24 protein-coding genes and 1 tRNA gene are annotated in these 22,897 nt (G+C 69.9%); 8 read left to right on the plus strand and 17 right to left on the minus strand.

Going from position 1 to position 22,897, the window contains the following annotated elements:
• Window positions 1-68 precede the first annotated feature (68 nt).
• Together AB0F40_RS17670 and AB0F40_RS17675 are read right to left on the minus strand one after the other, a co-directional pair.
• Entirely contained in the window at window positions 69-1,007 is a 939-nt protein-coding gene (locus AB0F40_RS17670) for a metallophosphoesterase (protein WP_357470194.1), read from the minus strand.
• 5 nt (window positions 1,008-1,012) lie between these two features.
• On the minus strand, window positions 1,013-3,406 hold the full coding sequence (locus AB0F40_RS17675; protein ID WP_357470197.1) for a transglycosylase domain-containing protein: 2,394 nt from the start codon (window positions 3,404-3,406) through the stop codon (window positions 1,013-1,015).
• Between the two features lie 108 nt (window positions 3,407-3,514).
• On the opposite strand from AB0F40_RS17675, the gene AB0F40_RS17680 reads away from it, so the two are divergent.
• The 4 genes from AB0F40_RS17680 to AB0F40_RS17695 all read left to right on the plus strand — a co-directional run bounded on the left by AB0F40_RS17680 (window position 3,515) and on the right by AB0F40_RS17695 (window position 5,720).
• Complete coding sequence (locus AB0F40_RS17680) at window positions 3,515-3,682, plus strand: DUF4177 domain-containing protein (RefSeq protein ID WP_253870720.1); 168 nt, start codon at window positions 3,515-3,517, stop codon at window positions 3,680-3,682.
• Entirely contained in the window at window positions 3,679-4,146 is a 468-nt protein-coding gene (locus AB0F40_RS17685; RefSeq protein WP_357470201.1) for a RidA family protein, read from the plus strand. Before AB0F40_RS17680 ends, AB0F40_RS17685 begins: the two co-directional genes overlap by 4 nt.
• Before the next feature lie 132 nt (window positions 4,147-4,278).
• Window positions 4,279-4,355, plus strand: a tRNA-Pro gene (locus AB0F40_RS17690).
• 129 nt (window positions 4,356-4,484) lie between these two features.
• The gene (locus tag AB0F40_RS17695) at window positions 4,485-5,720 is read left to right on the plus strand and encodes an FAD-dependent oxidoreductase (RefSeq protein ID WP_357470204.1); all 1,236 of its coding nucleotides are present in this window, start codon (window positions 4,485-4,487) and stop codon (window positions 5,718-5,720) included.
• A 122-nt stretch (window positions 5,721-5,842) separates the two neighbouring features.
• Here the strand turns inward: AB0F40_RS17695 and AB0F40_RS17700 are convergent, their stop codons facing one another.
• Window positions 5,843-6,952, minus strand: coding sequence for a 3-deoxy-7-phosphoheptulonate synthase (locus AB0F40_RS17700; RefSeq protein ID WP_357470207.1), 1,110 nt, complete (start codon window positions 6,950-6,952; stop codon window positions 5,843-5,845).
• A 372-nt stretch (window positions 6,953-7,324) separates the two neighbouring features.
• Between AB0F40_RS17700 and AB0F40_RS17705 the strand changes: the two genes are divergently transcribed.
• Window positions 7,325-7,951, plus strand: coding sequence for a hypothetical protein (locus tag AB0F40_RS17705; protein WP_357470210.1), 627 nt, complete (start codon window positions 7,325-7,327; stop codon window positions 7,949-7,951).
• A 184-nt stretch (window positions 7,952-8,135) separates the two neighbouring features.
• Here the strand turns inward: AB0F40_RS17705 and AB0F40_RS17710 are convergent, their stop codons facing one another.
• From AB0F40_RS17710 to AB0F40_RS17765, 12 genes are all read right to left on the minus strand, one after another.
• Window positions 8,136-8,867 carry a glutamine amidotransferase gene (locus AB0F40_RS17710; RefSeq protein WP_357470213.1) on the minus strand — a complete coding sequence of 244 codons (732 nt, stop codon included), beginning with the start codon at window positions 8,865-8,867 and terminating at the stop codon, window positions 8,136-8,138.
• A 19-nt stretch (window positions 8,868-8,886) separates the two neighbouring features.
• The gene (locus AB0F40_RS17715; RefSeq protein WP_357470217.1) at window positions 8,887-9,819 is read right to left on the minus strand and encodes a bile acid:sodium symporter family protein; all 933 of its coding nucleotides are present in this window, start codon (window positions 9,817-9,819) and stop codon (window positions 8,887-8,889) included.
• 89 nt (window positions 9,820-9,908) lie between these two features.
• Window positions 9,909-10,721: an ABC transporter permease gene (locus AB0F40_RS17720; protein ID WP_357470220.1), complete on the minus strand. Its 813-nt coding sequence runs from the start codon at window positions 10,719-10,721 to the stop codon at window positions 9,909-9,911.
• Window positions 10,718-11,701 (minus strand): ABC transporter ATP-binding protein, encoded by a 984-nt coding sequence (locus tag AB0F40_RS17725; protein ID WP_357470223.1) that lies wholly within the window; start codon window positions 11,699-11,701, stop codon window positions 10,718-10,720. Before AB0F40_RS17725 ends, AB0F40_RS17720 begins: the two co-directional genes overlap by 4 nt.
• Before the next feature lie 65 nt (window positions 11,702-11,766).
• Entirely contained in the window at window positions 11,767-12,573 is an 807-nt protein-coding gene (locus tag AB0F40_RS17730) for a hypothetical protein (RefSeq protein WP_357470226.1), read from the minus strand.
• 11 nt (window positions 12,574-12,584) lie between these two features.
• On the minus strand, window positions 12,585-13,376 hold the full coding sequence (locus AB0F40_RS17735) for a hypothetical protein (RefSeq protein ID WP_357470228.1): 792 nt from the start codon (window positions 13,374-13,376) through the stop codon (window positions 12,585-12,587).
• Window positions 13,373-14,323 (minus strand): ABC transporter ATP-binding protein, encoded by a 951-nt coding sequence (locus AB0F40_RS17740; RefSeq protein WP_357470231.1) that lies wholly within the window; start codon window positions 14,321-14,323, stop codon window positions 13,373-13,375. Before AB0F40_RS17740 ends, AB0F40_RS17735 begins: the two co-directional genes overlap by 4 nt.
• Window positions 14,320-14,712 (minus strand): GntR family transcriptional regulator, encoded by a 393-nt coding sequence (locus tag AB0F40_RS17745; RefSeq protein WP_357470233.1) that lies wholly within the window; start codon window positions 14,710-14,712, stop codon window positions 14,320-14,322. Before AB0F40_RS17745 ends, AB0F40_RS17740 begins: the two co-directional genes overlap by 4 nt.
• Before the next feature lie 147 nt (window positions 14,713-14,859).
• Complete coding sequence (locus tag AB0F40_RS17750) at window positions 14,860-15,969, minus strand: aspartate-semialdehyde dehydrogenase (RefSeq protein WP_357470236.1); 1,110 nt, start codon at window positions 15,967-15,969, stop codon at window positions 14,860-14,862.
• Window position 15,970: 1 nt separating this feature from the next.
• On the minus strand, window positions 15,971-17,257 hold the full coding sequence (locus AB0F40_RS17755; RefSeq protein WP_357470239.1) for an aspartate kinase: 1,287 nt from the start codon (window positions 17,255-17,257) through the stop codon (window positions 15,971-15,973).
• A gap of 119 nt (window positions 17,258-17,376) precedes the next feature.
• Window positions 17,377-18,147: a TSUP family transporter gene (locus tag AB0F40_RS17760; RefSeq protein ID WP_357470242.1), complete on the minus strand. Its 771-nt coding sequence runs from the start codon at window positions 18,145-18,147 to the stop codon at window positions 17,377-17,379.
• A 63-nt stretch (window positions 18,148-18,210) separates the two neighbouring features.
• On the minus strand, window positions 18,211-18,954 hold the full coding sequence (locus tag AB0F40_RS17765) for a DUF2071 domain-containing protein (RefSeq protein WP_357470244.1): 744 nt from the start codon (window positions 18,952-18,954) through the stop codon (window positions 18,211-18,213).
• Between the two features lie 59 nt (window positions 18,955-19,013).
• Here AB0F40_RS17765 and recR point away from each other — a divergent pair, with 59 nt between their 5' ends.
• The 3 genes from recR to AB0F40_RS17780 are packed head-to-tail and all read left to right on the plus strand — an operon-like array spanning window position 19,014 to window position 20,736.
• Window positions 19,014-19,616: a recombination mediator RecR gene (gene recR / locus AB0F40_RS17770; RefSeq protein ID WP_357470247.1), complete on the plus strand. Its 603-nt coding sequence runs from the start codon at window positions 19,014-19,016 to the stop codon at window positions 19,614-19,616.
• Between the two features lie 32 nt (window positions 19,617-19,648).
• The gene (locus AB0F40_RS17775; RefSeq protein WP_357470250.1) at window positions 19,649-20,218 is read left to right on the plus strand and encodes a DUF5063 domain-containing protein; all 570 of its coding nucleotides are present in this window, start codon (window positions 19,649-19,651) and stop codon (window positions 20,216-20,218) included.
• A 44-nt stretch (window positions 20,219-20,262) separates the two neighbouring features.
• Complete coding sequence (locus tag AB0F40_RS17780; RefSeq protein WP_357470253.1) at window positions 20,263-20,736, plus strand: nitroreductase family deazaflavin-dependent oxidoreductase; 474 nt, start codon at window positions 20,263-20,265, stop codon at window positions 20,734-20,736.
• A gap of 17 nt (window positions 20,737-20,753) precedes the next feature.
• On the opposite strand, the gene AB0F40_RS17785 is transcribed toward AB0F40_RS17780, so the two are convergent.
• Window positions 20,754-22,202, minus strand: coding sequence for a serine hydrolase domain-containing protein (locus tag AB0F40_RS17785; protein WP_357470256.1), 1,449 nt, complete (start codon window positions 22,200-22,202; stop codon window positions 20,754-20,756).
• A gap of 162 nt (window positions 22,203-22,364) precedes the next feature.
• Window positions 22,365-22,865, minus strand: coding sequence for a MarR family transcriptional regulator (locus AB0F40_RS17790; protein ID WP_357470258.1), 501 nt, complete (start codon window positions 22,863-22,865; stop codon window positions 22,365-22,367).
• Window positions 22,866-22,897 lie beyond the last annotated feature (32 nt).

Here is a 22,897-nt window from a genome sequence, read left to right on the forward strand (position 1 = left end):
TAGTCAGGTGGTCGGCACCCCGGGGTACCGACCACCTGACTATTTACCGACTACATGCGCGCGTGCGTTCAGGCGACTCGCGCCGTCAGCGTCATCAGGGTCGCCTCCGGGCGGCACGCGAACCGGACCTGCGCATAGGGCGACGTCCCGGCACCCGCCGAGACGTGGAGCCACGTCGAGTCCTCGCCGCCCTCGCGGTCCGGCCGGGCACCGGGCCAGCCGTGCAGCCCGAACGCCCGGACCCGGTCCAGGTCGCAGTTCGTCACGAGCGCCCCGTAGAACGGCAGGCAGAGCTGCCCACCGTGCGTGTGGCCGGCGAGGATGGCATGGACGCCGTCGTCCTTCAGCTGGTTCAGCACGCGCTGGTACGGAGCGTGCACGACGCCGAGACGCAGCACCGCGTCCTCCTCACCGGGCGCTCGACCCGGCTCCGGCATGATGTCGAGCTCCAGATGCGGGTCGTCCATGCCGACCAGGCCCACGGTGCGTCCGTCACGCAGCTCCACGAGGCCCCGCTGGTTGTCCAGGTCCACCCAGCCGGCGTCGGTGAATGCCTTGGCGAGCGACGCCGTGGGCAGCGGCATCTTGTCCTCGCGCTCCACGCGAGCGTCCGGCAGCAGGTACCGGGCGGGGTTCTTGAACGTCGGCGCGTAGTAGTCGTTCGACCCCATGACGAACGCCCCGGGAACGTCCATCAGCTGCCCCAGGACGTCGAGGAGGGGCGCCAGCGACTGCGTGTGCCCGAAGTTGTCGCCCGTGTTGATCACCAGGTCGGGCTCGAGCGCGGCCAGTGACCGCACCCAGGCCTGCTTGGTGCGCTGACGAGGCGTGAGATGCAGGTCGGAGACATGGAGCACGCGGATCGGCCGCTGCCCTGGGGGCAGCACCGGCACGGTCACCCGCCGCACACGGAAGAGCTTGGTCTCCACGTGCGCGTAGACCAGCCCGGCGGCGGCAATGCCCCCGGCGATCCCGAGAGCCTTGCCGACGTCACCCAGGGTCCCCATGCAGATCAGTCGTTCCCGTTCCCGTTGCCGCCGCCGTTGCCATTCCCGTTGCCGCCACCGTTGTTGCCGTTCCCGCCGCCGGAGTCCCCACCTTCGGAACCACCGTCGCCGCCGGATCCGCCGTCCGAGTCACCGGAGCCCGATTCGCCACCGTTGTTGTCGTCCGACTTCGGCGGAGTAGGAGCCTTACCGACGAGTGCCGGGTCAGGCGCGGGGAAGGACGTCTTGGGGAGTTCGGCGACCGCCTCGTCCATGTAGCGGCGCCATGTCGGGGCGGCAACGGTACCGCCGTACATCGGACCAGCCTCAGGTGAGTTGTCGTACCAGTTCATCGCGGGAAGGAACACCTTCATGTGCGGAACGTTGCCGCTGGCCTCACCGACCCAGACCGAGGTCGAAAGTTCAGGCGTGTACCCCGTGAACCAGCTCTGCATCGCGTCGTTCGTCGTGCCCGTCTTGCCGGCTACCGGACGACCGTCCTCAAGTCCCGGGCTGAGCTGCCATGCGGTACCCCACGGGTTGGTCTTGAAGACCTGGGTCATCGCGTAGGCGACAGTGTTGGCCACCTCGGGCTCGAGCGTCCGCTTACAGTTCGCGCTCGGCACCTTCATCTTCTTGCCATCGGTGTCCTTGACCTGGAGGATCGCGACCGGATCGCAGTACGTGCCGCCCGAGGCGAACGTCGCGAACGCCGACGCCTGGTTGACCGGGGTCGAGGCCTGGGTCCCGAGCGTCATCGAGGCGAGCACGTCGATGTCGGCCTTGTCGGGGCTGTCGATCGTCCGGAAGGTCGGTGCGCCGTCGAGCGTCAGGCCCGACGTCATCGGCCGGAATCCCACGTCCCATGCCGTCTGCTGCACGTTGCAGAGATCGAGCTGCTGTGACATCCGGGCATAGACCGTGTTCAGCGACTGGAAGGTGCCCTGGAGCACGCTCACCGTTCCGCTCGCGGACCCATCGACGTTCGACACCTCCCAATTCTGGTTCGTGAAGGCATGGACGCAGCCCTGCGCCTGGAAGCTCGTCTCGTTTGCCACGAAGGAGTTGGCGCTGACCCGGTCGTGGAGCTGCCGTCCGCTGCGTAGCCACTCGGCCAGCACGAACGGCTTGAAGTTGGAGCCCACCTGGAATCCACGGGAGTTGCCGTGCATGTAGTCCGCCGAGTAGTTCTGCGCGGTAGTGCGCTGCGCAGATTCCGTCGCCCTCGCGTTGTACGGGACGTTCTGCGCCATCGCCTTGATCTGCCCTGTGCCTGGCTCGACCGACGTGACGGCAGCTTCGAGACCGTAGTTGTTGTCCGCAGGAACCGCTTCGGCGATCGTCTTATGGGCGGCCTTCTGCATCTTCATGTCCAGCGTGGTGACGATCCGGAGGCCACCGCGGTAGAGCAGGTCCTGACGTTCAGCCCTGGTCTTCCCGAACTCGGGGCTGGCCATGATCTCCTTGATCACGTAGTCGCAGAAGAACGCGGCGCCCTTTGCGGAGTCGCATCCGACGTCGAGCGGCTGGACATCGAGGCTGTCCTCCAGCTTGGTGTCGAACGCCTTGTCCCGTTCCTCGGTCGTGATGTAGCCGAGCTGCCACATCTTGCCGATCACGAGGTCACGACGCTTTGCGGCCTCCTCGGGGTTCTGCACCGGGTCAAACGCATTCGGGGACTTGGTGATACCCGCGATCGTCGCCGCCTCGACCACCGACAGGTCGCTCGAGGACTTGTTGAAGTAGTGGCGTGAAGCGGTCTCGACGCCGTACACGCTCCGGCCGAACTGCGCGATGTTGAGGTAGCCCTGGAGGATCTCGTCCTTGGACATCTGCTTCTCGAGCGCGATCGCGAGCTTCGCCTCACGAAGCTTTCGCGTGAGCGAGCCCTCGCTGGCCTCCAGCACACCGAACGTGTCGCCAGACCGGGAGGCCTCTTCGATGAGCACGTTCTTCACGTACTGCTGTGTGAGGGTGGACGCGCCCTCGGTGGCGCCACCTCCGAAGTTCTTCACCGCGGCACGGGAGATGCCCTCGGGGTCCACTCCACCGTGGGTGTAGAAACGCTCGTCCTCGATGGAGATCACGGCGTTCTTCATGTGGTCCGACACCTTGTCGAGCGGCACGACGATGCGGTTGTGCACGTAAAACGTGGCCAGCTTCGTCTTGCCGTTGCTCGCGTAGATCTGCGACTGCTCCGACAATGGCCCGGGCACCAGCTCGGCGGGCACCTCCTCGAACACCTCGACGCCCGTGTCGACGGCGGTATCAACGCCCGAGGCCAGGGGGATCACCAGCCCGGCCGCGATCACCCCACCGGCGCCGGCGGTCAGCACGAATGCGAGAAGGAGTCCGATGAGCTGCGCCGCGGGGATGGTTCGAGTGACCCGACGCGGCTCGCGAGAATTCGGCAAGGCCATGGCTCCAGGTTACGGGGTGTCCCTGACAGGGCGCGTCGAAACTCGACCCGCCGGTGTGCAGGTCTCGTGCGGAATCGCCCAGGTCGATCGCGGGCTAGCATCGGAGCCATGGCAACGAAGTGGGAGTACGCGACGATCCCCCTCCTCATTCACAACACCAAGGCGATCCTCGATCAGTGGGGCTCGGACGGCTGGGAGCTCGTGCAAGTGGTCCCCGGACCCGACGGCACCGGTCTGGTCGCCTACCTGAAGCGACCAGCGGGCGGTGACGCATGAGTCACGAGCAGCGCCTCGCCGAGCTGGGCATCACGCTCCCCGAGGTGGCGGCTCCGGTCGCGGCTTACGTCCCGGCGGTGCAGACCGGCCGCTACATCTATACCTCCGGCCAGCTGCCCTTCACCGACGGAGCCCTGCCGGCCACCGGCAAGGTCGGCGAGGGCGAGAACCTCATCTCCGCCGACGACGCAGCGGCCTACGCACGCACCTGCGCCCTCAACGCACTGGCCGCCGTCCGGTCGGTCACGGGTTCGCTCGACTCGATCTCCCGGATCGTGAAGGTCGTCGGATTCGTCGCGAGCGACCCTGCGTTCACCGGTCAGCCCGCGGTCATCAACGGCGCCAGCTCGGTGCTCGGCGAGATCTTCGGCGACGCGGGCATCCATGCGCGCTCCGCCGTCGGCGTGGCGGTCCTTCCGCTGGATTCGCCGGTCGAGGTAGAGCTCGTCGTCGAGCTGGTGTAGCGCCTTCGCAGCGGCCCGGAACGGGCGTGACCGGACGCACTTCCGATTCGGTTTCCGTTCCGGGCCATGCGTCGGCTATTCTGAGCAGGCTTCCGCGGAAAGGCTTCGTGCCTGTCGTGCGGTGGACTCCATCGGGGTGTGGCGCAGCTTGGTAGCGCGCTTCGTTCGGGACGAAGAGGTCGCAGGTTCAAATCCTGTCACCCCGACCATGGAAAAGGCCCTCTGACCAGCGTAAACGCTGTGTCGGAGGGCCTTTCGCGTTGCCGTCGCCGGGCGCCCGTGCCCGCCTCGCTCCGCGGTGCGAGACTTGGGGCCATACCCAGCACGGGAGGCATCCGATGGATCCGTACGTCCTCGTAGGTGGCGGGCTGACGACAGCCCGCGCCGCTGAAGCACTGCGCACCGGTGGTTACGACGGCGACCTGGTGGTCGTCACCACCGAGCCCCACCATCCGTACGAGCGTCCGCCACTGAGCAAGGACTACCTGCGTGGTGAGTCGGAGCGCGACGTCGCCTTCCCGCTCGACGAGGCCTGGTACACCGAGCACGACGTAGCGGTCCGCACGGGCGAGACGGTCGTCGGGCTGGATCCGGCGGGTCACGTCCTCACGCTGTCCGACGGCGACACGCTCACCTTCGCGAAGGCGCTGCTCGCCCCCGGCTCCACGCCACGCACTCTCGACCTGCCCGGCGCCGACCTCGCCGGTGTGCACTACCTGCGCACCATCGACGACTCCGACCGCATCTCCAGCAGGCTGCTCGAAGCGTCGCTGGAGGGCGTCGGCAGGATCGTCGTCATCGGTGACGGGTGGATCGGGCTGGAGGTGGCGGCGTCGGCTCGGACGCTCGGGCTGGACGTCACTGTCGTGGGCAACGGCCCACACCCGCTCGGCCGCGTCCTCGGGCCGGAGATGAGCGACTTCTACGCGAGCGTCCACACCGAGCACGAGACCCGCCTGATCCGCGACGCGTCAGTCCTGGCGATCCGTGGTGCTGACGGTCGGGTCACCGGCGTCGACCTGGCGGACGGCACGCACCTCGGGGCCGACGTCGTGGTGATCGGCGTCGGTGCCGCACCGAACGTCGGCCTCGCCGAGGCAGCGGGCCTGGATCTCCGGCCCGCCGCGCAGGGTGGCGGGATCGTCGTGGACGGAACCCTGGCGACGTCGGCCCCCGACGTGTTTGCCGGGGGCGATGTCGCCAGCATCCCTTCCCCGCACTACGGACGCCCGCTCCGGGTGGAGCACTGGGCGGTCGCCCAGGAGACCGGCGCGCACGTCGGGCGCGCCATGCTCGGTGCCACCGACGCGTACGACAAGCTGCCCTACTTCTACAGCGACCAGTACGACGTCGGCATGGAGTACACCGGCTGGGTGGACGTCCAGGCGGGATACGACGACGTGGTGGTCTCCGGCGACGCCGGCAAGCGTGAGTTCGTGGCGTTCTGGCGCGTCGACGGGCTGGTCGTGGCCGGCATGGCCGTGAACGTCTGGGAACAGATGGAGCGCGTGGAGGAGCTGATCAGATCTCGGAGGAAGGTGTCGACGACGGAGCTGGAGGGCTTCGTCGGCTGAGCCCGGGTGGGTCGTCGTCCCGGCTGGTCGAGCTTGGCGAGACGGGTCTCGACAAGCTCGACCAGCGAAGGGGCTCGACCAGCGAAGGGGCTCGAACGGCGAGGAAGCTTGACCAGCGAGGGTCAGCCCCGACGCTCCCGGACAGCCTTGGCCAGATCACGCAGGAGGTCCTCCGTGGTGTCCCAGTCCATGCACTTGTCTGTGACCGACTGGCCGTAGGTGAGCTCGGACAGCGGCGCCGGCTTCTGCGCGCCGGCCACGAGGAAGCTCTCCATCATGAGACCGGTGATGCCGCGCTCGCCGTCCGCGATGCGGTTCGCGATCTCGTGCACCACCCCGGCCTGGCGCACGTGGTCCTTGCCTGAGTTGCCGTGGCTCGCGTCCACGATCACGCCGTTCTCGACGGTGCCGCCCAGACCGGAGGTCCGCGCCACGCGCAGGGCGTCGGCGACGTCTTCGGTCGAGTAGTTGGGGCCCGAACGGCCGCCCCGCAGGATCACGTGGCAGTCGGGGTTGCCGGTGGTCTCGACCGCTGCGGCGCGACCTTCGCCGTCGGCCCCGAAGAAGGTGTGCTCGCTCGCGGCGGTGACGCAGCCGTCCACGGCGATCTGCACGTCGCCGTCGGTCGCGTTCTTGAACCCGACAGGCATCGAGAGACCCGAGGCGAGCTGCCGGTGCACCTGCGACTCGACGTTGCGGGCGCCGATCGCGCCCCAGGTCACGGCGTCAGCGATGTACTGAGGGCTGGTCGGCTCGAGGAACTCGGCTCCGGCGGGCACGCCCGCGTCCAGCACGCCGAGCAGCACCTCGCGGGCGAGGCTCAGGCCGTGCCGTACGTCGTGCGATCCGTCCAGGTGCGGGTCGTTGATGAGGCCCTTCCAACCCACGGTGGTGCGCGGCTTCTCGAAGTACACCCGCATGACGACGACGAGATCGTCGGACAGCTCACGCCGGAGCATGGCGAGCCGTGCGGCGTAGTCGAGCGCGGCGGCCGGGTCGTGCACCGAGCACGGTCCGACGATCGTCAGCAGCCGGTCGTCATCGCCGGCCAGGACATCGCGCACCTCGCGGCGGGACGTCGTGACGAGGTCGCTGCGGGCGGTGCCGAGCGGCATCGACTCCAGCAGGCTGTTCGGGGCAGGCAGCGGGTCGAGAGCGCGAATGCGCAGGTCGGAGGTGCGGGTACCGAGGTCGGTTGCCTCGGTGCTGGGTTCCGCAGGGGTGATGCTCATCGGGATCGGGGCTCCTGGTTGGCGGGTCTGGTTCAAGGAACCGGACGGCCGCCACCGACTCCTGGTCCGGAGCGGTCCGTCTCGGTAAAGACGAAGGGCCTGGACGCGATCGGCGTCCCAGGCCCTGGCTCCGGGTGGAAAGTTGGTCAGGCGTAAGCCCGCCGAGCTCCACCAGGAGCCGACGTAAAGCGCCAATACCAACGGATGTCCACGGCCAAAACGGTAGCCGCACCCCAGCGGGCTGTCCACCGGGTTCCGGGATGCGGTCCGTCACAGTCGAGGGCCCACGCGATTGTCCGCGGACCACGCCATCTTCTGCGGCTGGACGGGCACGACACCCACGAGGCACCGCCGGACCTGCACGACTTCGACATGCGCGGCAGGACCGTGCGCATCCGAGGCCGGCACGTCGCCAAGCCGGTGGTCGCCCTCTCACAGGCACTCGCCGGCTTGGACCGGAGCTCGTGGGTCAGGTGCGCGGACAACATGCTCAACCGGAAGCTGCTGGTCCCTGCGGACCTTGACGCGGTGCGCGAGCTCAGCCGCCGTCAGCCCGAGTTCCCAGCCCGGCAGCAGTGGTTCGAGCCCGTCGACGGGCGGTCGGAGTCCCCACTGGAGTCGGATGGACGCCTGCAGTGCCACGACGCGGGGATCGCGCCGGACGATCTGCAGCGTGAGTTCGCCGACGAGCGGGGCCGGGTCTGGGCCCGCGCCGACATGGCCTGGTACCTCGGGGACGGACGGTGGCTGCTGGTCGAGATCGACGGCAACGAGTACCACTCCTCGGACGACCAGCTGACCCGGGACGCCACCCGCCAGAACGCGCTCGTCCGGGACGGGCGGCACATCATGCTGCGCTTCCGGTCGGCGCACCTCAATCAGCCTGGGTACGTCCCGGGCGAGATCGCCGCAGTGCTCCGCCGGGAACGCTGGCGGCCTGGTCGGCCGGTGCCGAGCGGCGCACAGCAGACGTCGCCGACGGCCAGAACCGCTATCTGACCTGTGACGATTCCGGCGGACCACCGCAAGCGGCCACATACCTGGCACGTCATCTTCCACGAGGCACGCCATGCTCCACCGATCCAGGCAGATTCCGCGGATGATGGCGTGCAACGCAGAAGATCGCGTGGCCGACGGCGCTCAACCGGCCCACCACGCCGGCCACACCGGTCCCGCGGCCCGGCTACCGGGCGTAGCGCTCCACGAACGCTCGCAGGATGCGCATCGGCTCCGCGACGGTCACCGCGACGACCCGCTCCCGCACCAGCTCCGCCTCCTCGCGAGGGAAGTAGCCGTAGTCGCGGTAGACGACTATCCGCTGCTGCATCCCCACGACATCGAGCTCCGGGTGGAACTGCGTGGCGTACAGGTTCTGCTTGATCCGGAACATCTGGACCGGGCAGTCGGCCGACGACGCGAGCAGCACCGCGTGGTCCGGCAGCTTGCGCACTGCCTCCTTGTGACCCACGTACGCGGGGAACGTCGGCAGCACCCCCGCCAGCAGCGGGTCCGACGCCGCGTCCGGCGTCAGCTCCACGACGACTGGCCCGGGCGGCTCGCCGTAGGTCCCGTCGATCACCGCACCCTGGTGGGCCCCCAGTGTCCCGACGCCGTAGCAGGCGCCGAGGAACGGGAAGTCGCGGGCGACGATCTCGTCCAGCAGCGCCGCGAGCTCCGCCTCGACGCGGCGCTGCACCGGGCCCTTCTTCTCCGCTGGGTCCGAGGAGTTGAACGGCCCGCCGCCGATGAGCACACCCGAGTAGTCGTCGAGGTCCACCGGTGGCAAGGGGTCCCGCTCGAGGCGTACCCGGTGCAGCTGGTCCGGCTCGAGCCCGCCGTACTGGCAGAACGCTGCGTACTCGCCGTCCGCGGCGATGTCTTCTCCGCGCGTCGCCAGCAGCAGGAACGGCTTCATGACAAGAGAGTAGGGGAGATCAGCGCGTCTCGGAACGTCGAGACCACCACGTCGCCAGACCGGCCCCGGACAGGTTGTGCCATACCGAGAACAGCGCGGCGGGGAGCGCGGCGGCCGGCGTGAAGTGGCTCGCGGCGAGGCTCGCGGCGAGGCCCGAGTTCTGCATACCGACCTCGATGCTCACGGCGCGGCGAGCCGCCCGGTCGAGCCCTGCCACCTTCGCGGTGCCGTACCCGAGCAGGAGCCCGAGCAGGTTGTGCGTGATGACGGCGAGCGCCAGCAGCAACCCGGTCGAGAGCACGGTCTCGGCGTTGGCGGCCACCACCCCGAGCACCACCAGGACGATGCCGCCAACGGAGACCAGCGGCAGGTAGGGCAGCACCTTCTCGACGTACTTTCCGGCGAGGGCCCGCACCACCAGGCCGGCGAGCACCGGGACGAGCACCACCTGGACGATAGAGCCGAACATGTCGAGGAAGCCGACGTCGAGCGTCTCGTCGGCGAGCAGCAGGATGAGCGCCGGGGTGAGGAACGGGGCGAGCAGCGTGGAGATCGCGGTCATCGTCACGGACAGGGCCGTGTCGCCCTTGCCGAGGTACACGATCACGTTCGAGGCGGTGCCGCCGGGGGCGGATCCGACGAGGATCATGCCGAGCAGCGCCATGCCGGTGAGCCCGTACAGCCCGCCGACGGCCCAGGCGACCACCGGCATGACGACGAACTGCGCGACGACGCCGATCAGTACCGCCCACGGCCGCTTGGCGACGAGGGCGAAGTCGCTCCCTCGCAGGGTCAGGCCCATGCCGAACATGATGATCCCGAGGAAGAGCGGGATGTGTGCGGCGAGCGGTGCGAGCTGGGCCGGGGCGAGCAGGCCCGCCACTCCGCCCAGCAGCACCAGTACGGCGAACCAGCGTCCGGCCAGCTCTGCGATCTTCCGCAACGTTCCCATGTGCTTCCTCCTGACGTCGCCACCGGTGGCGGCGGCCGAGCCACCGTAGACCCGGCCCCGGTGAGTCCCGGGCCGGGTCCGTCAGGTGGTCACTCCCAGCGGAAGAGCTTGACCCCGAGCGGGAAGAGCACCAATGTCCAGGCGGCCAGCACGAGAACCTGTGCGAGCGGGAAGCCCTCGGTGCCGAACCAGCCGGCGGTGAGACCCTGGGCCGACGCGCCGAGCGGCAGGTACAGGCCGATCTCCCGCATCCAGTCGGGCATCACGGAGAGCGGCACCCAGACTCCCGAGAACATCAGGGACGGGAAGTAGATCAGCATGCCGAGGCCCGAGGCCGAGGACCCCTTCTCCGCCCGTGCGGCGACGAGCATCCCGAGGGAGAACATGGCGGTCGTCGAGAGGACGAGGACGAGCAGGACGACCAGCGGGTCCGCGGCGAACGGGACATCGAGGATCACCATGGCGCCGACGACGGCGGCACTGGCCGACACGAACAGGGCCAGCACGTTGATCACCATGTGCGCGCCGATCAGGTTCTGGGGCGGCATGGGGGTGGTCGAGAGCCGTTTCAGGATGCCCTTCTCCCGGAAGGTCGCGAACTGGACCGGCATCGTGGTCAGCGCGATCGTGCCAACGGCCAGGGCGATGATGGTGGGCAGGTAGCTGGTGACGCCCGGCGCCTCGTTCCAGGGCGGCGGGGCGTCGGTCATCGGCTTGGAGAAGTCGGGGATGGCGAGCCCGAGCCCGAGCAGCAGCAGGCTCGGGAAGACGAGCGCGAAGAACACCGCTGTCGGTTCCCGCAGCCACACCTTGAGCTCGGTGCCGAGCAGCGTCCTGAAGGCGCGGACGTGCACTCCCCGGCGGTCGGCCCGTGCGGGCACCCTGGTCCCGACTGCGGTCATGCCGCCACCCCCTCGTTCTCGTCTGCGCGGTACTCGCGCCCGGTGACCTGTACGAACACGTCCTCAAGGGTGCGCTCGACGGTGCGCACGTCGTCGGGCACGAGGTCGGCGGCGGCGAGCGCCTGCACGATGGCGAACAGCACCTTGCGGGTGCCCGTGACCTCGATCTCGTCACCTACGGCGACCGCGGCGCTGACGTCGTCGTCCCGGTCGGCGAGGGCGGTCAGCAGCTCGACGGCGCGCCCGCGGGCGCCGTCGTCGGCGAACCGGAGCAGGACGCCCCGGTCGCCTTCGAGCCCCTCGATCAGGGCTGACGGCGTGCCCCCGGCGACCACGCGGCCGCCGTCGATCACGACGAGCCGGTCGCAGAGCCGTTCTGCCTCGTCCATGAAGTGGGTGACCAGGAGGACGGTGACCCCGGAGTCCCGGACGCGCTCCACGAGGTCCCAGGTGGCGCGGCGGGCCGCTGGGTCGAGACCGGTGGTGAGCTCGTCGAGGATGGCCACCTGCGGTTTGCCGACCAGCGCGAGCGCGATGGACAGCCGCTGCTTCTGCCCGCCGGACAGCTTGCCGAACTGCTGGTGGCGGTGCGCGGTCAGGTCGAGCAGGTCCAGGAGCTCGGCCGGGTCGGCGCGGTCGGTGTAGAAGGAGCCGAAGACGTCGAGCGCCTCGCCGACGGTGATCCTGTCGTGCAGCGCGGCCTCCTGGAGCTGGACGCCGACGTGCTCGCGGATGAGCCCCGGATCGGCCTGGGGGTCGTGCCCGAGGACCCGGACGGTGCCGCCGTCGGCGTGCCGGATCCCGGCGACGCACTCCACGGTGGTGGTCTTGCCTGCGCCGTTGGGACCGAGGATCCCGAAGATCTCGCCACGGGCGACCTGGAAGGACACGTCGGCGACGGCGGTCTTGGGTGCGGCGCTGCGACCGGCGCCGGGGTAGGTCTTGCGGAGGTGGCTCACCTCCACGACGGGGGAAGTCATGAGAGCTCCTTCGTTTGGCGGTCGATGGGTCGGACGAGTGGGTGGGATCGGCGGGCCGGCACGGCTCAGGCGGGGCGCACCGGAACGGTGCGCAGCAGGGCGTAGAGCACGACGGCGGCCAGGACGACGGCGAGCACTCCCCCGCCGATGCCGAGCAGCGTGGTCGCGAGGCCCTCGGACGTGGACACTTCCGCGTGGTCGAGGTCAGGCCGGAGGTCGACGTTGGCGATCACTCCCACAACACCGGTCCGGGTCGCGAGGTCGACGAGCACGGCGGGCACGGCGAGCGGGACGATCAAGAATCCGCCCCGGGCTCCTGCGTGCGTGAAGCCTGCCCCGAAGCACGCCCCGACCAGGATGTACGTGGTGATCACGAGGGCCTCGGCGACCGCTGTGCCGAGCACCGCGCCGACCGAGTCGAACGGGAGCGCGCCGAGCCGGGCCCAGGACATCCCGAGCGACGTGTTCAGCACGCGTTCGCCCAGCAGGGCGAGCGTGGTCACGACGCCGAAGCCCGCGCCGACGACGAGCGCGCCCCGGACCACGCCCTCGAACAGGGACCGGCGGCTGGCTCCCGCGGCCAGGTGGAGCGCCAGGATCCCGACCGACGCGCTGATGCCGAGCCAGATCATCAGCCAGCGGGACGCCCCGATCGTGGAGTCGAGGGCGCTGATCTCCAGGTCGTTGCCAGCGGCGGCGTTCCCGAGGGTGATGCCGACGGAGTACAGCGCGTAGACGGCCCAGAACCAGATGCCGACGACGGCGCCGTTCCTGCGGAGCCTTCGGTCCACGGCGGCGACGCCGCGCAGGTGGCCGGCCCGAGCGGGCTCTGTGGGCCTCATCGTGGTCTCCTCGATGGTGGGTGTTGTCATCGTCGTCCTCCTCAGACCGGTGGCCGCAGCGGGATCGAGCGCAGCGGTGCACTGAACAGCCAGGCCGCCAGCGCGACCGTGGCCGCACCGCCTGCCAGGCCCAGCAGCACGCCAGGACCGCCGTCGGGCAGGGACTGCGGCCCGACGACGAGGGCGGTCACGCCGGTGTGCGTCGCCAGGTCGACCAGCGCCGCCGGGACGAGTGCCGCGAGGACGTAGGCCGTCCCCCGCACCATGCCGAGGCGGTAGTAGCCGGCCGCGATCGCGGCGCCGACCAGGTAGTAGGTGGCGACCACCAGGGCCTCGGTCACGAGCGTCAGCGCGAAGCCCACCCAGCCGTCCACCGGCAGCCCGTAGGTTCGCGACCAGGTCTGGCCGAGCGCCCCGAACAGGGCGCGCTCGCCGAGCAGGTAGACCGCGGTCACCGGGCCGAGCAGCGCGCCACCGGCGAGGGCGCCGCGGACGGTTCCCGTCGCGAGCGTCCCACGGGTGCCGCCCGCCGCGAGGTGCAGCCGCAGGTACGCGGCGGGGACGATCATCCCCAGCACCATCATGAACCAGCGGGAGGGCCCGCCCATCTGGGCATCGAGGATGCCGGTGTCCAGGCCCGAGCCGAACCGCGTGGTGCCGAGGATGATCGCCGCGGCCACCGCAACGAAGATCGCCCAGTACAGCCCGCCGACCGTGCGCACGATGCGGATCGTGACCCCGGCCGCCCGCCGCGCGGCACGCCGCTCGGCCGCGCGGACCGCCGTCTCCCTGCCGGTGCCCGCGGTGGTCGGGCGGGTCGTCGTGGTGCTCACGACGCCACGCCCCGCGGGTCCGTGAGCCGGACGAAGAGGTCCTGCACGGGCACCGCCCCGACCTCGACGCCCGCTGTCCGGGCCGCGGCCAGCTCGTCGTCCGCGAGGGAGCCCTCAAGGGTGACCTGGACCGTCGTGCCGAGCTGCTGACGATGCAGCACTCGGCGTCCGGCCACGAGCCGCTCGACGGCGTCCTTGCTGCCCGTGAGGCTGAAGCCCCGCGCGCGCATCTCGTCGGCGGGCTCCGCCAGGAGCACGCGGCCCGAGTCGATGACGATCACGTCCTCGAACAGCCGCTCGACCTCCTCGACCAGGTGGCTCGAGAGCAGGATGGTGCGCGGGTGCGCCGCGTAGTCGGCCAGGAGCTCGTCGTAGAACGCGTACCGCGTGGGCGCGTCCATGCCGAGGTACACCTCGTCGAAGATCGTCAGTGGAGCGCGCGCGGCCAGGCCGAGGGTGGCCCCGATCGCCGAGCGCTTGCCGCGCGACAGCGCCGACGGCTTCTTGCGGACGTCGACCTCGAACAGGTCCAGGAGTCGCTCCGCCGTCTCGGCGCTCCACTCCGGCCGCATGTCGGCGTAGTAGGTGAGGGAGGCCGAGACCTTCTCGTCGGTCATCAGGTCGCCGCTCTCCCGCACGAGCTGCGTGCCAGAGGTGATCCACGAGTTCTCCCACGGGTCCTCCTGCGCACCCTCCGGCCCCACGACGACGGTCCCGCTCGTCGGACGCGTGAACGCCGCCAGCAGCGAGAGCATCGTCGTCTTGCCGGCGCCGTTGCGCCCGAGGACGCCGGTGATGGTGCCGGGCCGGATCTCGACCGACGCGCCGTCCAGCGCCGTGCCGGCCTCGTCCTTGACCAGCGTGCCGTTCGCCAGCATCCTGCGGCTCGCGCCGAACCGGACGACGACGTCGTCCAGCCGCGCGCCGAAAGGTGCGGTCGACGTCATGACTCCTCCTTGGTTGATGTACCGCTGGCCTGCCTGCCGCCGGTGCCTAGCACGTAGGCGACGATCTCGTCCGTGGGGATCCCGAGGACGTCGGCCTCCTGCAGGACCGGCGCGAGGACGTCCTCGAAGTAGCGCTTGCGGTGGTCCTCGAGCAGGCGCTCTCGTGCGCCTGCTGCGACGAACATGCCGACGCCACGCTTCTTGTAGAGAACTCCTTCCTCGACCAGGCCGGAGAACGCCTTGGCCGCCGTCGCCGGGTTGATCCGGAAGGTGGTCGCGAACTGGGTGGTGGACATGACCTGCTCCTCCTCGCCGAGCTCGCCCGCCAGCACCTGTGCGCGGATCCACGTCGCGATCTGCACATAGATGGGCTCGGGTCCGTCGAACATGTCTCGTCCTGACGTTCAGTGGTTCGTTACTTGACTAATGAACCACAGAAGTCGCCTGGTGCGCAAGTCCCTGGCACGACGAAAGGGGCGGGGCAGCGTGCGTGTGCACACTGCCCCGCCCCTTCGAGGCGGTTCCCGACGACCGGCCTACGTGTCGGCGGGCTCCTCCGCGGCGTCGAGCGTCTGCAGCTCGGCCAGGTCGGCTGCGATCAGCTCGGCGATCTGGATGGTGTTCAGCGCTGCCCCCTTGCGGAGGTTGTCGTTGCTGACGAACAGGACCAGGCCGCGGCCGTCCGGCACCGACTGGTCGGTGCGGATACGTCCCACCAGGGACGGGTCGACGCCGGCCGCCGCGAGCGGCGTCGGGACGTCGGCCAGCTGGACGCCTGGGGCGTCGGCCAGCAGCTTGCGGGCCTCGTCCGGGGTGATCGGCCGCTCGAACTCCGCGTGGATCGACAGCGAGTGACCGGTGAACACCGGCACGCGCACGCAGGTCCCGGCGACCGCCAGGTCCGGCAGGCCGAGGATCTTGCGGGACTCGTTGCGGAGCTTCTGCTCCTCGTCGGTCTCGCCCGAGCCGTCGTCGACCAGGTTGCCGGCCAGCGGGAGCACGTTGAACGCGATGGGCGCCACGTACGCCGCGGGTTCGGGCAGCTCGACGGACCGGCCGTCGTGCACGAGGCCCTCGAGCTCCTGCCCCGCGCCGGAGCGCACCTGGCCGGCCAGTTCGTCGACCCCGGCCAGCCCGGAACCGGACACCGCCTGGTAGGTCGCTACGCGCAGCCGCTCCAGACCTGCCGCCTTCGCCAGCGGCGAGAGCACCGGCATCGCGGCCATCGTGGTGCAGTTCGGGTTGGCCACGATGCCCTTGACCGCCTCCTCGACGGCCTCGGGGTTCACCTCGGAGACGACGAGCGGGACCTCGGGGTCGAGCCGCCAGGCCGACGAGTTGTCGACCACGACGGCGCCCGCCTCGGCGAACCGCGGCGCGTGCTCGCGCGACGTGCCACCACCCGCGGAGAAGAGAGCGATGTCGATGTCGGCGAGGTCGTCGATGGCGGTCGCCGAGACGTCCTCCACGGGGACGTCCACGCCGGCGAACGACAGGGTGCTGCCCGCTGAACGTGCGGACGCGAAGAACCGCACCGATGCCACAGGGAAGTCCCGCTCCTCCAGCAGGCGGCGCAGCACGGCACCTACCTGGCCGGTGGCGCCGACGACGGCGACGTGCACGCCCTGATCAGAGATCTCGGCCATGTCAGAGCCCCGTTCCCGCGTAGACGACGGCCTCGCCGTCAGCGCCGTCGAGCCCGAACGCGGTGTGCACGGCGCGCACGGCGTCGTCCAACGAGTCCGCACGGGTCACGACAGAGATCCGGATCTCCGAGGTCGAGATCATCTCGATGTTGATCCCCGCGTCCCGCAGCGCGGCGAAGAGCCGGGCCGAGACGCCGGGGTGCGACTTCATCCCGGCACCGACCAGCGACAGCTTGCCGATCTGGTCGTCGAACTGCAGCGAGTGGAAGCCGAGCTCCGCCTGCACCGCGGTGAGGGCCGCCATCACGGCCGGACCGTCGGAACCGGGCAGCGTGAACGAGATGTCGGTCAGGCCGGTGGACGCCGCCGACACGTTCTGCACGATCATGTCGATGTTCGCGCCCGTGCGGGCCACGACCTCGAAGATGCGGGAGGCCGAGCCGGGCACGTCCGGGACGTCGACGACGGTGATCTTGGACTCGGACCGGTCGTGCGCCACACCGGAGATGATCGCGGCTTCCATGGTGCTCTCCTTCAACTTCTGGGGCTTCATGTCCTCTGAGCTCACGCGCGTGCCGTCATGCGCGCTGAACGAGCTGCGCACGTGCATCGGCACGTTGTACCGGCGCGCGTACTCCACGCTGCGCAGCGCGAGCACCTTGGCACCGCTGGCCGCGAGCTCGAGCATCTCCTCGTAGGAGGCCCACTCGATCTTCCGGGCGTTGGGCACGATGCGCGGGTCGGCGGTGAACACGCCGTCGACGTCCGTATAGATCTCGCACACGTCGGCGTCCAGGCCGGCCGCGAGGGCCACGGCCGTCGTGTCGGAGCCGCCGCGGCCGAGGGTGGTGACGTCGTTCGTCGACTTGGTGACCCCCTGGAAACCGGCGACGATCGCCACCTGCCCCTTGTTCAGGGTCTCGCGGATGCGATGCGGCACGACGTCGACGATCCGCGCCCTGCCGTGCACCGCGTCGGTGATGAGGCCGGCCTGCTGGCCCGTGTAGGACTTGGCCTTCACGCCGAGGTTGTTGATTGCCATCGCCAGGAGCGACATGGAGATGCGCTCGCCCGCGGTGAGGAGGATGTCGAGCTCCCGCTTGGGCGGGAGCGGGGTGATCTGCTGAGCGAGGTCGAGGAGCTCGTCGGTGGTGTCGCCCATGGCGCTCACCACGACGACCACGTCGTTGCCCGCTCGCTTTGCTTCGGCGATCCGCTTCGCGACGCGCTTCACGCTGCGCGCGTCGCCGACCGAGGATCCGCCGTACTTCTGCACGACAAGTGCCATGCGCCTGCCTTCCGTTGCCGGCCTCCGTCTGTCTCAACGGTCCGCCGGGTGGTTGGGGGTTTGCGGCTCGATGGTACGTGCATGGTGATCTCAGGGGTAGTCCGTCCCACGTCGTGGGCTCAGGCGAGGACGTCCCAGGCCAGGCGGGTGATCAGCGCGCCGACCACGACGACGAACACCACGCGGACGAACTTCGAGCCCTTGGCGACCGCCATCCGGGCCCCGATGTAGGCACCGATGAGGTTGGCCACACCCAGCCCGAGGCCGAGAGTCCAGATGACGGCGCCGCTCGGCACGAAGAAGATCAGGGCACCCAGGTTCGTCGCGAAGTTCACGATCTTCGCGATGGCCGACGCCGGGAGGAACGAGTACCCGAGGGCGCTGACGAGGCTGATGACCAGGAACGTGCCCGTACCCGGGCCGAGCAGCCCGTCGTACGCACCGATCAGCAGCCCGATCAGGGCGGCGATCCGCTTGTGCCCGTTGCCGACCCAGCGCAGGTTGTCGTGCTGGCCGACGTTCGGCTTGAGCAGCGTCCAGGCCAGCACGCCGACGAGCACCACCAGGATGATCGGCTTGAAGAGCTGCTCCGGGATGTGGGACGCGCCGATCGCGCCGCCGAACGCACCGGCCAGGGCGGCGAGGGCCATCGGGCCGGCGGTGTGCAGGTCGGGCTGGACCCGCCGGTAGAAGGTGATGGCGCTGGTGGAGGTGCCCATGATGCTGCCGAGCTTGTTGGTCGCCAGGGCCTGCACGGGACTGATCCCGGGGACGAGCAGCAGTGCGGGCAGCTGGATCAGGCCGCCACCGCCCACGACGGCGTCGACCCACCCGGCGGCGAAGCCGGCGAGCAGAAGGAGCACGATGGTGAGCAGATCGAGTTCGGGCACGGACGTATTGTGCGCGAACCGCGCCGTTCGGCGGGTCGCGTCTCGGTCAGGCGGACCTGGCGCTCACAGCCGCGTGCCGCGGCGGACGGTGACCAGGGAGCCGTCGGCGATGAACGCCGAGACCGGTTCGGCGGCGAGGCTCTCGACGAACTGCCGGCCGTACACCTGCTCGACGTCGCACTCGAGGGCGGGCTCGCGAGCCTGCCAGACGTGCCAGCTCGGGTGCTCGACGCGGTACTCGACCGAGCCGCCGTCGCGCTGCGCGGCGTAACCCCAGTAGTGCTCGGTGATGAACTCCTCCTGGGAGCCCTCCTCGGCCCGCTGTGCGCTGCCCTCGGTGGTGGCCCGGACGCGGTGCCAGTCGCCGGCGTCGCGCCACGAGTACTCCACGACGCCGTCCGGGGTCTCGCGATCGTCACGCAGGTCGATCCGGTGCCGCATCGGTCGCGCCACGTACTTCTCGCCGTAGACGGTTCGGGCGACGGTGGCCAGCGCCCGGCGGGGCACGATCTCCTTGACGAAGACGACGCCGCGCCGCCAGCCGTCGTCCGCGCGGCGGCGCACGTAGAACCGCAGGTTGATCTCGTCGAAGTCGCGGTGGAACGGGACAGGGACGCCGAGCAGCCGGGTATCGAGGAACTGGAACCCGACGACGCTCACGACATGCCGGCCGGACCAGGTGTCGAGCTCGACACCGCGCGGGACGAGTGGCCGCAGGATCGCGGGATCGATCTCGTAGCTGAGCATCACGAGCCGGCGCCACCGTGCCGAGAGGAACTTCCCGGTCCGCGCCTCGGAACCTGTCACGCCGGGAACGTACCAGCCCTCGACCCGCGTGTCGGTGCCGACCCGTAGGCTGACCTCTTGTGTACGAAGGCGCGGTCCAAGACCTGATCGACGAGCTCGGCCGGCTTCCCGGCGTCGGGCCCAAGAGCGCGCAACGCATCGCGTTCCACCTGCTCGCGACCGACAACCAGGAGGTCAAGCGGCTGGTCGACGCACTCACCGAGGTGAAGCTGCGCGTCCGGTTCTGTGAGCTCTGCGGCAACGTCGCCGAGGCGGAGCGCTGCCGCGTCTGCCTCGACCCGCGGCGCAGCGACGACGTGATCTGCGTCGTGGAGGAGCCGAAGGACGTGGTCGCCATCGAGCGCACCCGTGAGTTCCGCGGCCGCTACCACGTGCTCGGTGGTGCCATCAATCCCATCGAGAACGTCGGCCCGGACGACCTTCGCATCAGCGAGCTCCTGGCCCGGCTGGCCGACGGGACGGTGCAGGAGGTCATCCTCGCCACCGACCCCAACGTCGAGGGAGAGGCCACAGCGACCTATCTTTCCCGACTGATGGCCCACATGGGTATCACTGTCTCGCGGCTGGCCTCGGGTCTCCCCGTGGGTGGAGACTTGGAGTACGCGGACGAGGTGACGCTCGGCCGCGCGTTCGAAGGCCGCCGCGTCATCGCCAACAACTAGAGCATCGGCAACGACAAGTAGGTGGGATCACGATGAGTGAGATAGCCCCCGGGTCGGACCTCAGCGAGGTCGCAGACCAGGTGTCCGCACAGGCACGGACGTTCCTGTCGACGGTGACCCAGGTGGCGTCCGGGGGCATGCCGGGAGCTGAGCTCTCGCTGCTCGTCCTCGCGTCGTCGGACCTGCTGGCCGCAGGAGCGCGCCTCGCCGCGATAGTGGACGTGGTGCCCAAGGAGCGCTACGAGCCCGACGCCGGCCCGGACACCGACCTCGACCCGCTGCGCGAGGCGCTGTCCAAGATGTTCGACGGGTTCGACGACTACACCGAGGTGGTGGACCCGGTGCTGAGCGACGACGTCGGCCAGGCTTCCCTGTCCGGTGACCTCGCGTGCGTCGCCGAGGCGCTGGCCAAGGGCCTGCAGCACTTCGACAGCGGCCATGAGCTCGAGGCCTTGTGGTGGTGGCAGTTCTCCTACTTCTCGCTGTGGGGCGAGCGAGCGGCGTCCGCGCTGCGGGTGCTCCAGGGACTGCTGGCGCACGTGCGCCTCGACGTGGAGGACGACGTAGCCGCCGAGGCGGAGTACGACGCCCTCCACTCCTGAGGACTGCCGTCGCATGTGGGCCCGGCCGGACCTACGTTAGGTACATGGCTACCACCATGCCACCGTGGCTGAAGACGGTTTTCGCCGCACCGAACGCCCTGTACCGGCACGGGATGGGTGGGATGCTCGGCAAGCGGTTCCTCCAGCTCACGCACGTGGGCCGCAAGACTGGGGTCGAGCACACCGTCGTGCTGGAGGTGCTCCGCTACGACCGGGACACCGGTGAGGCCGTCGTGGTCTGCGGGTTCGGCGAGAGCGCCCAGTGGCTCCTCAACATCGGCGCGAACGGGGAGGCCCGGGTCAGCTTCGGGCGCGCCCCGCACCGTGCGGAGGTCCGGCTGCTCGATACCGACGAGGCGGTCGACGTGCTGCGCCACTACGAGCGCGGCTACGGCGTGCTCCGACCAGTGCTGCGCAAGCTGCTCAGCAAGCTCGCGGGTTTCGAGTACCGCGGCACGGAAGGGGACCGCCGTCTGCTGGTCGAGAAGCTGCCGCTGATGGCGTTCCGCCCGGCCTGACCGCCCGGTGCCCGCGGTCAGGCCCTGCGCGCCTTGCCCCGGACGTCCAGCAGGCCGCGCTCGCCGAAGGCGACGTTCCGGTCGATCGTCACGGCAACCTCCCCACCGGAGAACCGCAGCTCCAGGCGCCACTCGAAGGGAGTGCCGAGGAACACCATGCGCCCGCGCAGGGTCGACTCGTCGGCCCAGGCCGCGGCGGTCGCGACGTCGGCCGGTGCACCCAGGAGCGAGCAGGTTCCATGGCTCCATTCCGCGTGCCCGAACCGCACGAAGTGGTCCAGCCCACCGATCGTGAAGGCCACCTCGGTCCTGCCGTACGCGTCGCGGCCCAGCGTCAGGGCACTGACGTCGCGCGAGTTCGGCTCGAGCTCGTAGGTCACGCCGCGCAACGACTGCTCGATCGGCGTCGACGCGGCCCCGGCCGGCGTGGCCAGTGCGAGCTCGAACGGGACCGCGGTTTCCTGCACCTCGGGCGGCAGAACCTCTGCGGTCGTCCGGCCGGCCCGGACGTCGTCGGGCAGGAACGTGTCCCACACCGCGTCGAGCACCGACTGCAGGTCCGACAGACCCGATGTCATGGTGATGACCAGGTCCTTCTCCGGCCAGACCAGGATGTACTGGCCGAACGCGCCGTCGGCCCGGTAGGCGCCGTGCCGACACTGCCAGAACTGGTAGCCGTAGCCCTGGTTCCACTCGGGCCAGTCGTGCGGGCCGTTCGGCACCTGCTTCGACGTCGCTGCCGCGACCCACGCGGCCGGCACGAGCTGCTGTCCCTCCCACACCCCGCCCTGCAGACAGAGCTGGCCGAACGCCGCCATCTCCTCCGTGGTGATCGACAGCCCGAACCCGCCGGTGTCGATGCCGTCCGGGTCCTGCTCCCAGGCGGCGTGCGTGATGCCGAGCGGCGCCAGGAGGCGCGGCGTCAGGTAGTCGAGCAGCCGCTCACCCGTGAGCCGGTGCAGGATCGCCGACAGCAAGTAGGTGGCACCCGTGTTGTACACGAAGTGCGTGCCCGGCTCGTGCTCGACGGGCTGCGCCAGGATCGCGCGGGCCCAGCGGGCTCCCGGCAGGGAGATGGTCCGGTCGATGCCCTCCATGGTCGAGGCGCTGTGGCCCGTGGTCATGGTCAGGAGGTCCCGCACCCGCATCGCTCGCAGGAACTCGCTCGGGTGGGCGGGGGCGTCGTCCGGCAAGAGGTCGAGCACCTGGTCGTCCACGGTGAGGAGGCCTTCGTGGACCGCGATCCCGACCGCCGTCGACGTGAAGCTCTTGCTGACCGAGAACATCGTGTGCGGGCGGTCGGCGGTGTGCGGGTGCCACCACCCCTCGGCGATCACGCGTCCATGGCGCAGCACGAGCACGCTGTGCACGTCCTCGAGGCGGTCCAGGCGGTCGACGAGGGCCCGCACCGCTGCGGGGTCGACCCCCTCGGCCAGTGGGGTAGAGCGGGGCAGGATCCGCGACATGCTCCAGGCACGTCCTTTCGCTCGGCGACGCGACATTGTTCCGCACCCTGACCGACGCCGAAAGCGGGGCCCGCCATGCGGTCAGAACCGCTCGAAGGCGCAGCTGGCGAGCCCATGCTGGGAGGCCGACGCTGGGAGGCCCGAGCGGCGCCGAGCCGTTGCCTAGTCTCGCGTCTTACGAGCACCCTTCCGCGCCCCGACCTGCACCGCCTGCTCGCGCATGGTCACGGTCGTCAGGGTCACCCAGCGCGCCACCACCATGAGTTCATCGACGGAGAACTGCTCGGTGACCCGGGCCATGGCCTCCTGCATCTCCACCAGAGCCCTTTTCACCTGCGGTGACGCTGGTGCGGTCGCTTCGATCACGAGCCGCCGCCGGTCCGTCTCGTGTCGCGTACGCCGGGCGTAGCCGGCGTCCTCCAAGCGGTCGACCAGCCCGGTGACGGCGCCCGCCGTGAGGCCTGTCCGGTCCGCGAGCTCCCGCGCGGACATCGGCCCGTCGCGACGTAGCACGCCGAGCGCCTTGTGATCCGCCGCCGAGAGCCCCGACAGCGCACCGAGCGCCTCGTGGAACATCACGACCGCGTCGCTCAGCTCGGCACCGAGCCGGGCCCCCGAGTCGGCGGCGGCGTCGGGCGTCTGGGCGCGCTCGGGTGTTGACATCTCCCTATTGTGCACCCCACCATATGATTTAG

The sequence above is a fragment of the Promicromonospora sp. NPDC023987 genome (assembly GCF_040639055.1).
GTDB lineage: Bacteria > Actinomycetota > Actinomycetes > Actinomycetales > Cellulomonadaceae > Promicromonospora.